Annotated in this window: 14 protein-coding genes; 8 read left to right on the top strand and 6 right to left on the bottom strand. The window is 66.8% G+C overall.

Features of this window, described 5'->3' with window-relative positions; translation table 11 throughout:
• The 5 genes from DTQ71_RS23305 to DTQ71_RS00025 all read left to right on the top strand — a co-directional run.
• The coding region (locus DTQ71_RS23305; RefSeq protein ID WP_170125250.1) for a calcium-binding protein at positions 1-1,867 on the top strand (1,867 nt) is incomplete at its 5' end.
• A 289-nt stretch (positions 1,868-2,156) separates the two neighbouring features.
• Complete coding sequence (locus tag DTQ71_RS00010; protein ID WP_109562246.1) at positions 2,157-2,717, top strand: helix-turn-helix domain-containing protein; 561 nt, start codon at positions 2,157-2,159, stop codon at positions 2,715-2,717.
• Complete coding sequence (locus tag DTQ71_RS00015) at positions 2,714-3,247, top strand: GNAT family N-acetyltransferase (protein ID WP_109562247.1); 534 nt, start codon at positions 2,714-2,716, stop codon at positions 3,245-3,247. Before DTQ71_RS00010 ends, DTQ71_RS00015 begins: the two co-directional genes overlap by 4 nt.
• A 3-nt stretch (positions 3,248-3,250) precedes the next feature.
• The gene (locus DTQ71_RS00020) at positions 3,251-3,709 is read left to right on the top strand and encodes a DMT family transporter (RefSeq protein ID WP_109562248.1); all 459 of its coding nucleotides are present in this window, start codon (positions 3,251-3,253) and stop codon (positions 3,707-3,709) included.
• A 116-nt stretch (positions 3,710-3,825) separates the two neighbouring features.
• Positions 3,826-4,185 (top strand): DUF6326 family protein, encoded by a 360-nt coding sequence (locus DTQ71_RS00025; RefSeq protein WP_109562249.1) that lies wholly within the window; start codon positions 3,826-3,828, stop codon positions 4,183-4,185.
• A 214-nt stretch (positions 4,186-4,399) separates the two neighbouring features.
• Here DTQ71_RS00025 and DTQ71_RS00030 read toward each other — a convergent pair whose 3' ends face one another.
• The 6 genes from DTQ71_RS00030 to DTQ71_RS00055 all read right to left on the bottom strand — a co-directional run bounded on the left by DTQ71_RS00030 (position 4,400) and on the right by DTQ71_RS00055 (position 10,684).
• The gene (locus DTQ71_RS00030) at positions 4,400-4,993 is read right to left on the bottom strand and encodes an alpha-glucosidase C-terminal domain-containing protein (protein ID WP_109562250.1); all 594 of its coding nucleotides are present in this window, start codon (positions 4,991-4,993) and stop codon (positions 4,400-4,402) included.
• 595 nt (positions 4,994-5,588) lie between these two features.
• Positions 5,589-6,368 (bottom strand): citryl-CoA lyase, encoded by a 780-nt coding sequence (locus DTQ71_RS00035; RefSeq protein WP_109562251.1) that lies wholly within the window; start codon positions 6,366-6,368, stop codon positions 5,589-5,591.
• Positions 6,365-7,579: a CaiB/BaiF CoA transferase family protein gene (locus DTQ71_RS00040; protein WP_109562252.1), complete on the bottom strand. Its 1,215-nt coding sequence runs from the start codon at positions 7,577-7,579 to the stop codon at positions 6,365-6,367. Before DTQ71_RS00040 ends, DTQ71_RS00035 begins: the two co-directional genes overlap by 4 nt.
• Complete coding sequence (locus DTQ71_RS00045) at positions 7,569-9,095, bottom strand: tripartite tricarboxylate transporter permease (protein ID WP_109562253.1); 1,527 nt, start codon at positions 9,093-9,095, stop codon at positions 7,569-7,571. Before DTQ71_RS00045 ends, DTQ71_RS00040 begins: the two co-directional genes overlap by 11 nt.
• A 3-nt stretch (positions 9,096-9,098) precedes the next feature.
• Positions 9,099-9,590: a tripartite tricarboxylate transporter TctB family protein gene (locus DTQ71_RS00050; protein ID WP_109562254.1), complete on the bottom strand. Its 492-nt coding sequence runs from the start codon at positions 9,588-9,590 to the stop codon at positions 9,099-9,101.
• Between the two features lie 113 nt (positions 9,591-9,703).
• A complete protein-coding gene (locus DTQ71_RS00055; protein ID WP_109562255.1) occupies positions 9,704-10,684 on the bottom strand; it encodes a tripartite tricarboxylate transporter substrate binding protein in 981 nt (326 codons plus the stop codon).
• Positions 10,685-10,801: 117 nt separating this feature from the next.
• Between DTQ71_RS00055 and DTQ71_RS00060 the strand changes: the two genes are divergently transcribed.
• The 3 genes from DTQ71_RS00060 to DTQ71_RS00070 are packed head-to-tail and all read left to right on the top strand — an operon-like array spanning position 10,802 to position 13,847.
• Positions 10,802-11,470: a response regulator transcription factor gene (locus DTQ71_RS00060; RefSeq protein WP_109562256.1), complete on the top strand. Its 669-nt coding sequence runs from the start codon at positions 10,802-10,804 to the stop codon at positions 11,468-11,470.
• A complete protein-coding gene (locus tag DTQ71_RS00065) occupies positions 11,467-12,840 on the top strand; it encodes a sensor histidine kinase (RefSeq protein WP_109562257.1) in 1,374 nt (457 codons plus the stop codon). The genes DTQ71_RS00060 and DTQ71_RS00065 overlap by 4 nt, the downstream gene beginning before the upstream one ends.
• On the top strand, positions 12,810-13,847 hold the full coding sequence (locus DTQ71_RS00070; protein WP_109562258.1) for an ABC transporter substrate-binding protein: 1,038 nt from the start codon (positions 12,810-12,812) through the stop codon (positions 13,845-13,847). Before DTQ71_RS00065 ends, DTQ71_RS00070 begins: the two co-directional genes overlap by 31 nt.
• The last annotated feature ends 13 nt before the right edge of the window (positions 13,848-13,860 follow it).

A 13,860-nucleotide genomic window follows, 5' to 3' on the forward strand; every position in this document is an offset into this window, starting at 1 on the left:
CACCGACAGCGCCGCGCCCTACACCACCGACATCCTCAGCCTCGATGACGGCCAGGTCAGCCTGCAAAAGGCCGTCACCGTCACCGACGGAGGCGCCACCTGGGAGGGCGACACCGCCGCCGCCGCCGCCAGCGTCGATCTCGGCGGCAACTTCATCGTCGGCGATGACGGGCCGCTGATTCAGGCGACGACTGACTTGGTCTTCGCCAATTCCGACAAGAGCGGCACGGGTGTGTTCCAATACAATATCGGGGCCGACCAGTGGACGGCGCCCTATACCGCGATCCGATCGGACTTCCTGAGCGTTGCGCTCTCGGGAACCGTCGGTGCGGCCGCCATCAGCGATGTCTCGGTTCAGTGGTCCAGCGAAGACGCCACCAGCGCGGAGTTCGATTTCTCGTTCGACTATGTCTTCAACCCCACGACCGGCGACACGAACACGGCGACGGGAACGATCACCTTCGACAAGGCCGCGGGGACCTATACCGTCACGCTCAATGACACCCTCTCGGGGTATTCGATCGTGAATACCGCCGGCACGATCTCCAAGGACGAGTACAACCTCGAAGGATCGGCCGCGTCCCAGCCGGAGGTCATCGTGTCCAAGCTCTCGGAGGATTTCTGGATCCAGTTCCGTGGCGATCAGGAAACGAACTCTGTCGACATTACCGCGGGCGGGGACGCCACCTGGACGGCGGGCGAGCTCTTCAGTGCCTCGCAGACCTATGTCACAGCCAGCCAGACTCAGAACGGGGTGGCCGGGGACACGATCCAGAACGACGAGATTCTCGACCTGAACTTCTACCTCGACAACCCGGCCCTTTCGCGCCCGGGCTACCCGTTCCCTCCGGACAATCCCATCGACGACCCGAAGGCGGAATTCGGACCTGATGGGCGGGCCGACGGGATCTATGCCTATTTCGACGGTGTCGGTGACGAGGACTTCCTGTTCCTGCTCAAGCTGATCGATTCGGACGGCATCGTGATCAGCCGCGTTGTCGTGGTCGAGTCGACGGATATCGTGCGCAATACCAACCAGTTCGACGAGACCCTGTTGCCGACGAATCTCGGCCTGACAGGAATGCTCGACAACAACGATGGCGTGGTCGTGATAGAGAGCAACGACTACAATCTCGCGGGCGAAGACTATCAGATCTACGGCATGCAGATCCTGACCGCGGCAAACAGCTTCAGCGGGACGGGAATCGATCTGAACCCGGTCACGGGGGAGGAGGCGGGCGCCTCGACGGGGAGCCAGGCCTTCCCGTCGAGCACGTCGCCCGACAACGACGTCGCCAAGATCGTCGATATCGGCTTCGTCCTTCAGAACGATTTCCAGAACAATGCCGATCTCGCGCTGGCGGTCGCGTTGAACGATGCCGATCACGACGTCACCCCGACGCAAACGCTGAACATCGATGTCGTCAGCAACGGCGTGCTGGAAGGAGGAGCCAACGCCGACAGCATCAACGGGACGGATGGAGACGACACCCTGATCGGGAACGGCGGGGCCGACATCCTGACCGGCGAGTTGGGAGGCGATGAGTTCGTCTTCAACGACCCCGGCGAAGGCCCGGACGTCCTCCCCGATTTCGACGGAACCGAGGGCGACCAGCTGGTCCTTGCTCAGTCGGGCTTCTCGGCTTTGTCCGTAGGCACGCTCGCCGCCGACGCCTTTGTCAGCGGGGCGACCGTGGATGCAGACAGCGCGTCGGATGGCAACGACCACCTGCTCTACAACAGCTTGAGCGGGGACCTCTTCTACGACGCGGATGGATCGTCCGGAGGGGCCATTCTAATCGCCTCGCTCACGGATGGGATAACGGCGGCCACCCTGACAGCCGACGACATCCTGGTCATTGCCTGACCCTAGTGGCGCGCCCCAGCGGGGCGCGCCCAACCCCTTCGAGTGGTTCAAGACGGGCCCCGAGATCATTCGGGAGGTGGGTGAGGCTCACTGTCCGGCTTCCGCTCTGGCGCCGGCTTGTCGCGGGTCTGCTGCGCGCGCGGCGATGAGGTCCGCCATGAGCCTATGGCGCAGGCAGATCACCGGCGCGCGACCACAGGCCATGGTATCGCATCAAGGTGATAGACAATCTCCCAGAGGCTGGCTAAGCGCGTTGACGCGATGCCCATAATTGGGATATTTTCCAAATATGGAACAACCATCATCAACCGCGAACGCATCCCTTGCCGAACACATGCGCACGCTACGCGAAGCGCGCGGCCTCACCCTGGCCGCCGTTGCGGAGCGCAGCGGCATAAGCAGAGCCACGCTGTCCCGCATCGAAAACGGGGACACGAGCCCGACCGCAGAGACGCTTGGGCGCCTTGCGGCCGTCTACGCCTTGCCGATCTCGCGACTGCTCGCCCCGCTGGAGCAGGATTACCAGCCTGTCGTGAAACGGGATCAGCAGCTTGTGTGGCGGGATGAAGAGCACTCCTTCACCCGACGAAGCGTATCGCCATCGAACGGACAGCTCTCGCTGGAACTGATCGAATGCGAATTGGGTCAGAAGCAGACCATCCGATATGCGGCCCCAGCCGTGCCGGGCCAGGAACATCACCTCTACCTGCTGTCAGGTCGGCTTGAGGTGACGGTCGAGCGGCACTCCCATTCCCTCATGCCGGGCGATTGCCTGAGATACGTCCTTTTCGGGGAGACGGTGTTCAGGACTGCCGAGCACAGCTGCAAATACGTGATCGCGCTGCGATGAACACGGCGGCACTCGAAATCATCCGGATAGACCAAGACACGCTCGCGCGTCATCTGGACGATCTGTGTCGCGTCTCCATCGACACGGTCGCGGAGGGTGCCGCGATCGGCTTCATCGCGCCGCTGGACCCCGCGGAAGCCGAGCGTTTCTGGTCTAGAGACGTCAAGGCGGCGATTGGAAGCGGGGCGCGGCTCCTTTTCGGTGCGCTCATGGACGGCAAGATCGTCGGAACAGTGCAACTAGTGGTCGGCATGCCGCCGAACCAGTCTCATCGGGCCGAGATCTCCAAGATGATAGTGCATCCCGACTACCGTCAGCGCGGGATCGGAAAGCGACTGCTGCTGCGTGCGTTCGACGCCGCGCGACGCGCGGGCAAGACCCTCGTCACGCTTGATACGCGGACCGGGGATGTTTCCGAATGGCTGTATCAGGCGGTCGGGTTCGAGCGGGCCGGCATCATCCCCGACTTCGCCCTCGATCCGGACGGTCGGGCCTTGCACGCAACGACCTACATGTACAGGCGGTTGTAGGTCATGCAGGCAACGCTCTTCGTTTCGGCGGCACTGGCCGTTCTGGGCGGCATGCTCGTCGCGGCACAAGGTCCTATTTACGCCCGGTTTTCTCTCGGCCTCGGGCGGGATCATCTGCTTGCGGTCTTTCTGGCCTTCGCAACCGCGACCTTGGTAACCGGGCTGTTCGCGTTCGTTTCGGGCAGCCTTCGCGCGCTGACCGTGGTGACAGTCCTTTCGCTTCCTTGGTGGGTCTGGCTTGGAGGCCTTTTGGGGGTCGTTCACGTCGTGATCTCCATGCAGACGATCCCGATGCTCGGCGCCACACTGTTCCTCGTCCTCGTAATTACCGGCAGCCTCCTGGGCGGAGCGCTCTACGACCATTTCGGAGCAATAGGGCTGGCAGAAAGACCGTTCTCAACCACAAAGGCCTTTGGGCTCGCGATGGTCATCGTCGGTGTGAGCATCGTTGCCAGCGCATGACGCCGCATCGCGGCGTTGGACGTCGGCTTCTACATCCGGACTGCGCAACAGGCATACCAAGCCCACCCGCAAGCACCGAAAGGTAGGTTTTCGTGCAACCAACCGTTTCGCGCCCCATGCTGCTCTCGCTTCTTTGGGTGTTCGTCTCCCTCAACATCGTCTTCGCGGACGTGCTGTCGATCTATACGCCGGGGGTCTTGCCGCAGGTCATGGAAGGCGTCGTAGAGGGCGTTGCCCTGTCGGAGACGCTGATGCTCATCGCGGCCGTATTCATCCAGATCCCCTTGGCCATGATCGTGCTCACGCATCTCCTTCCGCCGCGTGGCCTGAAGCTCGTGACCACGGTCGCCGCACTTGTCACGGCGGCATTCGTGATTGGCGGCGGCTCCTTGAAACCCCATTATATTTTCTTCGCCTCCTGCGAGGTTCTGGCCCTGCTGACCATCCTACGGCAGACTTGGCGGCGCGATGCGTGACCCGTGCCAAGCCAGGGGGCGGCGTGGTCAGGACCTCGCGTCGAAAACCCTCCGACGCGATCCGCCAGCCCCGTGCCAACATCAGAACCGGAAACGCGAGGATCGGCCAAGGATACCGCCAAGGAACCGAAACTCCGGCGCAGGACCACGATGACGTGAAACGTGAAAGCCGCCATTAGGCCATCCTGGAGCAGGATCAGAATGCCAAGGTCGCTCATCTGGCGAGCTCCGCTTCCGGGGGTTGGCCCGCCAGTGTCGTGTCTTCGATCCAAACACCCGCGAAGAACGGTGGCAGGGCAACCGGATCCGTCGGCCTGACGGGGTGCGCGACATTGCAGAGCTGGCCCTGCCCGGCCCCGTCCGGGACCGCTTCCGGTGGAAGGGCGACCGGCTCAGGGCTGTAGGACACGATCACCAGCAGCCGGGTCTTTTCGTGCCGCCGCAGGTAGGCAAAGAGATGCGGATGCTCGGGCAAGAGCAGCTCTAAGCTTCCCTCCGTGATGAACGGCGTATTCTCTGCGCTCACGGCTGTTCCCCTTGTCCTGAGGGCGAGCGGGGTGGCGGTCGTTGCGGCGGTGGCCGCCCTCTTCGCAGTCTCCCAGTTCGTATCAGCAGCGAGGATTGCGACGCCCGTGCCGGTTGCAGACTCTGCCATGCGGGACGGAAGCCCCCATGCGTCCGCTCGGCGGATGATGCCGGCGCCGCTGTCGACCGCCTTGCCGTCCTTGCCGATATGGTCGGGGTCAAGCGCCCGATGGTGCTTGCCGGCCATTCCAATGGCGGGCTCGTCGCGCGCGTGTTCGCGCATCGATAGCCTGACCGGATCGCCGGTCTCGTGCTGGTGGATTCCGCGCGTGAGGAGATGGGGCAGCGTCTGCCGCCGCTTGGCGGGACAGCATATCGACCGGATTGGCACAGGCGATCGACAGTCTGGGAAACCTTCCCGTCACAAGGCTTGTAGCCGAGGATTATCCGGGAGACCTGGCGGAGCATTGGATCGCACTCCAACACGACCTCGCAGGGCTCTCGGGCGCGGGCCGTCGTAACCGGGGCGGATCATTTCGGGCTGGTCCCGCGGCCCGAATAGGCCGCCCGCGTGGCCCGCGAAATCCGTGACCTCTCACGCGCCACAGCGACGTGACCGCATGGGAGCATGCCGTAAGCTCCGACAGTAAACGCCAAATGGCGGGATAGCGCGCCGCCTTCATCTCGATCAGTGCAGCCGCGAGGGGCGCAGACCGCCTGCGCCCCTCGCGGCACCGCTCAGCATCCCCCTTGCGGCGGGAGGATAGTGCATCGCTCGGCCATGTCGTGGAGACATGTTCCTCTATGTCCCAGCGCCCGGGCCGCGACAGGGCCGGCGGCGACGGCCGGGACAACGAGGCACGGTGTCCTCACCCCGCTCAGGGACCGTCATAGGTCCAGCGATAGGCGGGCGGCGTCGGCCCCTTGTTGCGCCCGCCCTGCTCGGTCTGCTCCCAGGCATGCGCGAGAATCCCGACCGAGCGGGAGAGGCCGAAGAAGCCGCGGGCAAGTGGCGGCGGGCAACCGAGCTCGGCGTAGATGACCGCCGTGGCCCCATCGATATTCATCGGAACGGGCTTGCCGCGCTCCGCCGCGAGGCGCGCCTCGATGGCCCGGCCGATATCGGCATATCCCCCGGGGACCTCGCCCGCCGCGGCAGCCTCGTCCACGAGCGCCAGGAGACGCGGGGCGCGCGGATCGACGGGCTTGTGGAAGCGGTGGCCGAAGCCTGGCAGAAACCGCCCATGCTCCGCGCGCCAGAGGTCGAGGGTGTCCACCAGAGCCTGCGGCCCCGCAGCCTCGGCCCGGCGGTAGAGTTCCACCGCCTGCTCGCCCGCGCCGCCATGCACGTCACCCAACATGTTGAGACCCGTCGCCATGGCCGATTGCAGGCCGATGCCGCAGGTCGCGGCCATCCGCGCCGCCGCGATCGAGGGCGCCTGCGGCCCGTGATCGACGGCCGCCACGAGCGCGGCCTCGAAGATCCGGGCTCGATGCCCGGCGATCTCCTCGCCGGTCACCATCAGCCAGATCATCTCCGCGAAGCCCCGATTTCCGATCAGCTCTTGGACCGGGTGGCCCCGCAGCGCGATCCGGCCCGGCTCCATGTCGATGATCTTCGTGCGCCACCAGTCGGCGACATCGGTCCGCTCGCTCATACGACGTTCTCCCCACGCATCGCCTCGATCTCCGCCGCGCCGAAGCCGAGTTCGTCCAGGATCTCCCGGGTGTCGGCGCCCAGGGCCGGCGGCGGTGTGGACACCGCGGGGCGCGCACCGTCGAACATCGCGCCGATGCGGACCAGGTCGATGGGGCGCTCCAAGCCCGGCACGTCCTCGAACCGCGCGAAGAAATCGCGGCCCGTCACCTGCGGATGCACCAGCACCTCGGGCACGCTCAGCACCGCCCCCGCCGGGACGCCGCGCGCGTTAAGCTCTCGGGCCCAGTCCCGCGCCGGGCGCGTGGTGAGCACCGTCTCCAGCTCCGCCTTCAGCCGGAGGCGATTGCGTTTGCGGTCCTCGCGGGTGGCGTAATCCGGCCGCGTCAACAAGTCCGCACGGCCGAGATGGCGCGCCAGGATCTCCCACTGGTCGTCCTTGTTCGCCGCGATGTTCACCAGCCCGTCGGCGCATTGGAACGCGCCCGAGGGCGCCGAGGTCGGGTTCTCGTTGCCATTCGGCTGAGGCGCAACGCCGCCGATCAGGTAGTTGGACAGAACCCAGCCCATCGTCGCGAGCACCGAGTCGAGCATCGAGACATCGATGAACGCGCCGCGCTCCGGGGCATTGAGCGCGGCGCAGATGGCCATCGCCGCCGTCAGCCCGCCCACCGTATCCGCCAGCGGGTAGCCCACGCGAAGCGGCGCGCTCTCCGCGTCGCCGGTGATCGACATGACGCCGGAGGCCCCCTGCACGATCTGGTCATAGGCCGGGCGTCCAGCCCAGGGCCCGTCCTGGCCGAAGCCCGAGATCGCGCAATAGATGAGCTTCGGGTTCGCCTCCGAGAGCGCCGCATAGTCGAGACCGAGGCGCGCCATGACGCCGGGGCGGAAATTCTCCACCAGCACGTCGGCGCGCGCGGCAAGGCGCTTGAGCACCTCCTTGCCGCGGGCGTCCTTCAGGTTCAGCGTCAGCGACTTCTTCCCGGCGTTCTGCGCGAGAAAGCTGATGCCCATCCCCTTCGCCGACAGCTCCGGGTCGGCGCCGAGGTTCCGGGCGAGGTCGCCGCGGCCAACCGCCTCGACCTTGATCACCTCGGCGCCCAGATGCGCGAGCTGGTGGCAGGCGAACGGCCCCGCCAGCACGTTCGTCAGGTCCAGCACCCGGACGCCCTTGAGGGGCGCCCGGGCGTCGCGCTCCTCAGTCGCCATCGGCCACACCTTCGGCCCGTTTCCGCGCCCGCCGCGCGCGATAGGTCGGCAGCAGGACCAGGAGCACCGCCAGCACCAGGAGCGCCAGCGTCATCGGGCGTTCCCAGATGAAGTCGAGACCGCGATAAAGCTGCATCGACCGGGCGAAGTTGTTCTCGAGCATGGTGCCCAGGATGAACCCGATCAGCAGCGGCGCCAGCGGATAGTCGGCAAAGCGCAGGATCGTGGCCAGCACGCCGAGCCCCACGAGCAACAGCAGCTCGGTGGCATTGTTCTGCCCGATATAGGCGCCCATCAACGTGAAGAAGAGGATGAAGGGGATCAGGTAGTTCCGCGGGATCGCGAGGATCTTGGCGATGTAGGGGATCAGCGGAAGGTTCAGGATCAGCAGGACCAGATTGCCGATATACATCGAGATGATCACCGCCCAGAAGATATCCGGCTCATCGACCATCAGGCGCGGCCCCGGCGTCACGTTCAGCGCGATGAGCGCGCCCAACAGGATCGCCGTGGTGCCCGACCCCGGGATCCCGAGGGTGAGCAGCGGCACGAACGACCCGGTGCAGGCCGCGTTGTTCGCCGTCTCCGGCGCGGCGAGACCCTTGACCGAGCCCTTGCCGAACTCGGCCTGTTCCTTGCCTGACGCGATGTTGCGCTCGACCGCGTAGCCGAGGAAGGAGGCGATGGTGGCCCCTGCCCCGGGCAGCACCCCGATAAAGAAGCCCTGCACCGACTGCCGGCCGATCACCGGCAGGATGGCCCGGCCCTCTTCCCTGGAAAAGCGCAGCCCGGTGATCTTGCCCGAGCCGCCGCCCTCGGCGCCGCTGGCCGACCGGGCCGGGTTGAGCACAAGAAAGATCGCCTCGGGCAACGCGAACATCGCCATGGCGAGGGTGATGAAGCTGATCCCCGATTGCAGGTCCATCAGCCCCATGGTGAAGCGCGGCATGTTGAACAGCGCGCCCTCTCCGACGGTCGCCAGGATCAGCCCGAGGATCGTCATCATCAGCGCCTTGGCCACCTGACCGGTCCCGGCGAAGGCGGCGATCGCCGAGAGGCCGACGACCATCAGCGCGAAATATTCCGCCGAGTGGAAAAGCAGTGCCACCGTGGAAAGCGCCGGCGCGAAGATCGCCAGCAGGATCGCCCCGATGGTGCCGCCCGCGAAGGACGAGACCGCCGCGATGGTGAGCGCCTTGCCCGCCTGTCCCTTCCGGGCCATCGGGTAGCCGTCGAAACTGGTGGCCACCGTCCCCGCGACCCCCGGCGCGTTCAGCAGGATCGACGAGGTCGAGCCGCCGAAAATCGCGCCGTAATAGACCCCGGCGAGCAGGATCAGCGCGGCGGTGGGGTCGCCCAGCGTGATCGCGACAGGGATCATGATCGCGATGATCGACATCGGGCCGAGGCCCGGCAGCATGCCGATGAAGGTTCCGATGAGACAGCCGGCGACGACCATCAGAAGGTTCTGGACCGAGAACGCGGCCGAGAGGCCGATCATGATGCCTTCAAGCATGGCTCACCTCAGGAAGAAGGGCAGTGGCCGCAGGAAGATGCCAAGCACCTCCTGGACGAGATACCAGACCGCGCCGCTGGCGATCGCGGCGACGAGGAGCATGGTCAGCCAGCGCCGCTCTCCGAGGATCGCGCTGCCTCCGGCGAGAAAGACCATGGTCGCCAGCAGGAAGCCCGCCGGCCGCAGCGCCAGCGCATAGACGACCATGAGACCCAGCAGAGACAGCGCCTGGACCAGGTTGTATTCATGCAGCCGGCGGTAGTTGATGTCGGTCGCCGAAGGCTCGGACTGTTCTGCCGACTTCTCGAGCCCGAAGAGCACGATGAGACCGACGAGGATGCCGAGCACCGAAAGGACCTTGGGAAAGGTCGAGGGCCAGACCGGGTTGCGCTGCATGAAGGGCGGCAGCAACTGATCCATCGTGAAAAAAGCCGCGTAGCCGTAGATACAGCAGAACGCGATGAAGATGAGCGCGATCCAGCGATCGAGCGCCATGGCCTGGCCTCCCCCGTTGTCGTCTTGTGCTATGGGCGCGCCGGCCGCCTCTGGCCGACGGCTGCCTTCGGTCGTCGCGAAGGGCCGCGCCCCCGGGGGGCGCGGCTATCGGATCAGAGGAACCCGAGGACCCGCATCAGGTCGCCGATTTCCTGCTCCTGCTGCTCGAGGAACGCACGGAAATCCTCGCCCGGGTTGAAGATGTTCACCCAGCCGTTGCGCGCCCGGACCTCTTCCCAAGCGTCGGTCTCGTACATCGCGGCGAACATATCGACATAGGTCTGGCGCGTCGCCTCATCGAGGCCCGGCGGGCCGAAGAACCCGCGCCAGTTGATGAAGGTCGTCTCGATGCCCTGCTCCGTGAAGGTCGGGGCCTCGTCATAGGCCGGGACACGTTCGGGCGCGGTCACGCCGACGATCCGGACCTCGTCCTGCTCGGCCAGCGCGATCGCCTCGGAGAAACCGGTCGAGAGCGCGTCGATTTCGCCCGAGAGCAGCCCGGCCATCGCTTCGCCGCCGGCGTCGTAGGGGATGTAGTTGAGCGCCGTCGGCTCCTCGCCCGCGGCCTGCATCACCATCGCGGCCACGAGATGGTCCATCCCGCCCGGGACCGAGCCCCCGCCGACGGCGAAGTCCGGACCCTGCTCGGCATAGGCCGCGAGCAGATCCTCCATGTTCTCGATCGGGCTGTCCACCGGCACGACAAGCGCGGCGTAATCCCCGATGGTGCCCGCCACCAGCGTCAGGTCGCGGAAGCTCTGGGGAAAGACGCCGGTCAGCGAGCGGATCACGATCGGCGTGGAGTTCACCATCAGCGTGTTGTCGAGGCTGTCGGCGTTCTCGATCATGTAGGCGATCGCCACACCGCCACCGCCGCCGGACATGTTCTCATAGCTCGCATTTCCAACGAGGCCGCCATTGGTCAGCGCTTCGCCGGTGCCGCGCGCGGTGCCGTCCCAGCCGCCGCCCGCGCCGCCGGGCACGATGAAGTGCAGCTGTTCGACCATTTCCTCGGCTTGCACGGCGCCGCCGAGCACAAGCGTCGCGGTCGCCGCCGCGACAACCGAGCGACGGGCCCACCCAAAGGTGTTCATCTGGTTTCCTCCCATTTGACAGGCGATCCTCCACCGCCCATGCTCCGCCGCTAGCACTCGAAGCTGACAGAAGCCTGACACGCGGCGAGTGCACGGCCGGCGCGAAGGGAGGGGCGTGTGCGGTATCTTCTGGTCGAGGACAATCTCGAACTGGCCGAGGCCATCGCGAGCCGGCTGGCGATGGACGGGCATGCCGTCGACCATGCCGCGAGCTTGGCCGAAGCCGAGGATTGCCTCGCCACGGCGGATTACGACCTGATCCTGCTCGACGTGATGCTGCCGGATGGGGACGGCCGGGCCTTCCTCAAGCGCAGCCGCGACCGCCTGGAGGTGCCCGTGATCGTGCTGACCGCGCGCAGCCGCGTCTCCGACCGGGTCGACGCGCTCGACGAGGGCGCGGACGATTACCTGACCAAGCCCTTCGACTTCTCCGAGCTGGAGGCCCGCTGCCGCGCGGTGCTGCGCCGCCGGGGCGGATCGGCCCGGAACGAGATCGCCCTCGGCGCCGCGGTCTTCGACCCGATGGCGGGGACGCTGTGCTGCGGATCATCCACGGTCGAACTCCGCAACCGCGAGATCCGGCTCCTGGAGGTCTTTGCCCGCCACCCGGGGCAGATCCTCTCCAAGGGCCAGCTCATGGACCGGCTCTTTTCGCATGACGCCGAAGTGACCGAGAACGCGATCGAGGTCTATGTCGGCCGTCTCCGCCGCCGGATCGAAGGTAAGGGCGTCCGGATCGAGACGGTGCGCGGGCTCGGATACCGGATGGACACCACGGCGCCATGACCGGCACGGGCTCGATCGGGCGCCGGCTGACCTTTCTGCTCGCCGGGGTCGCGGCCCTGCTCTCGGTTCTCTCCTGGGGGATGGTCACGGGCCTTGCGCTCGAGGCGGCCGAGCGCACGCAGGACAATGTCCTCGCCGCCTCCGCCACGACCATCGCCGAGACGCTGCGGAGCGAGCAGGGCCAGGTCCAACTCGAACTGCCCTATTCCGCCTTCGCCATGCTGGGCGCGATCAGCGAGGACCGGGTCTTCTATCTGGTCACGGCGGGCGAGGAGATGCTGACAGGCTATCCCGATCTGCCGGTGCCGCAACTCGGCCCGCCCTCGCCCGGACGGGTGGTCTTCGATACCGGCAATTATCGCGGGGCCGAGATCCGGATGGCGATGCTGACGCGGCTGGTGCTCGCCGGGGCGCAACCGGTGCCGGTCACGGTGACCGTCGCGCAGACGCGCAACGGCGTGGACGCGATCACCGGCGAGCTGTCGCAACTCGCCGCGACCCTGGCGGTGGCCTTTTTCCTCGTGGCGGTGGCTTTGTCCTTCTTCGCCGCGCGCACATCGCTCCGGCCGCTCAACGAGATCGCCAGGGCGGTCTCGCGGCGCGGGCCGTCCGACCTGCGCCCGCTTCGCCGCGATGCACCGGCGGAGCTTGCCCCGCTTTTGGCCGCGCTGAACCGTCTGATGGCGCGGCTGGGACAGTCGATCCAGCGTTCGGAGGATTTCATCGCCGAGGCCGCGCACCGCGTCCGCACCCCGCTTGCCACCGTGCGGGTTCAGGCCGAGATCGCGCTGCGCTCGATCGAGGACGAGGCGCAGCGCCGGCGCCTGCGGCAGATGATCCGCGCCGTCGACGAAAGTTCGCGCTCCGCCGAGCAGATCCTCGACCATGCGACGGTGGCGTACCGCACGGACGATCTCGCCCGCGACCGGATCGACCTCGCCGAACTGGCACGCCAGACGGCCAAGGCGTTGGAGCCGACCGCAGCGATGAAGGATATCGAGCTCCGGCTTGAGACGGAGCCCGCCGAGGTGGCGGGAGACGCGGTCCTGCTCGACAGCGCGCTCAGGAACGTTCTCGACAACGCGATCAAATACTCGCCCGAGGACACCACCGTGCGCCTCACCGTCTCGACCGACGGCGGCGAGGCGCGGATGGCGGTGAGCGACCAGGGCCCAGGCCTCGGCGAGGGCCCGGCCGAGGCGTTGACCGAGCGCTTCCGGCGCGGGAGCAATACCGAGGGAATCGTCGGCTCCGGCCTCGGGCTCACCATCGTCGACGACGTGCTCCGGGCCCATGGCGGGCGGCTGGAGTTGGGCCGGGTAAAGAAAGGAGAGGGCGCATGCGTCACGCTCGTGCTGCCATTGGCCTGATCCTGACGGTCTGGCTCTGGGTCGGGTCCGCCGCCGGGCTCGAGATCGAGGACCGCCGGCACTATCCCGGAACCGGAGAGCGCGTCCTCCGGATCCTCTCCACCGCCGATCTGACGGTTTTCGACCCGTTCCTCGCGGCCTTCCACCGCGAGCGGCCGGACCTCGCACTGGACTATTCGGTCGTCTCCTCGGCCGAACTGCACCGCGCGATCCGCGAGGGCGCCGCCTTCGATCTCGCGATTTCCTCGGCGATGGATCTGCAATTTCAACTGGTCAATGACGGGTTCGCCCAGGACTACCGCTCGGCGGTCACCGAGACGCTCCCCGGCTGGGCGCGCTGGCGCGAGCAGATCTTCGCCTTCACCACCGAGCCCGCCGTCGTCGTGATCTCGACCGAGCGCTTCGCCGGCCTGCCCCCGCCGGAAACCCGGCAGGACCTGATCGACGTCCTGCGCGACCATCCGGAGCGGTTCCACGGCGCGGTCGGCACCTATGACGTCCGCGTCAGCGGTCTCGGTTATCTCTTCGCCACCCAGGAGGCGCGCTCGACCGATGCCTATTGGCGCCTCTCCGAGGTCATGGGACGGCTGGACCCGCAACTCTATTGCTGCTCGGGCCAGATGATCGACGATGTGGCGTCCGGGCGGCTGGCGCTCGCCTACAACGTGCTGGGCAGCTATGCCGCCGACCGGCTGGCGCAGGATTCAGGCGGCCGGGTGCGCATCCTGCGGATGCAGGACTTCTCCAACGTGATCCTGAGAACCGCCTTCATCCCGATGGCGGCCACGGAGCGGGAGGCTGCCGGCGCGCTCATCGACACGCTGCTCATCGCGGGCTTGCGCGAGTCACCGGGCGACTGGCCCCTGCCGCCCCTCGGGCGGGCATCCGAGGGCTCGGGCGCCGGGTTCGGCCCCATCCGTCTCGGCCCGGCCCTCATGGTCTATCTAGACCCGCTGAACCGCCGGGCCTTTCTCCGAGAGTGGGAAAACGCGATGGAGCAGCGGTAGGCCAAGGCCCGCC

The organism is Jannaschia seohaensis, assembly GCF_900116765.1.
Lineage (GTDB): Bacteria > Pseudomonadota > Alphaproteobacteria > Rhodobacterales > Rhodobacteraceae > Jannaschia > Jannaschia seohaensis.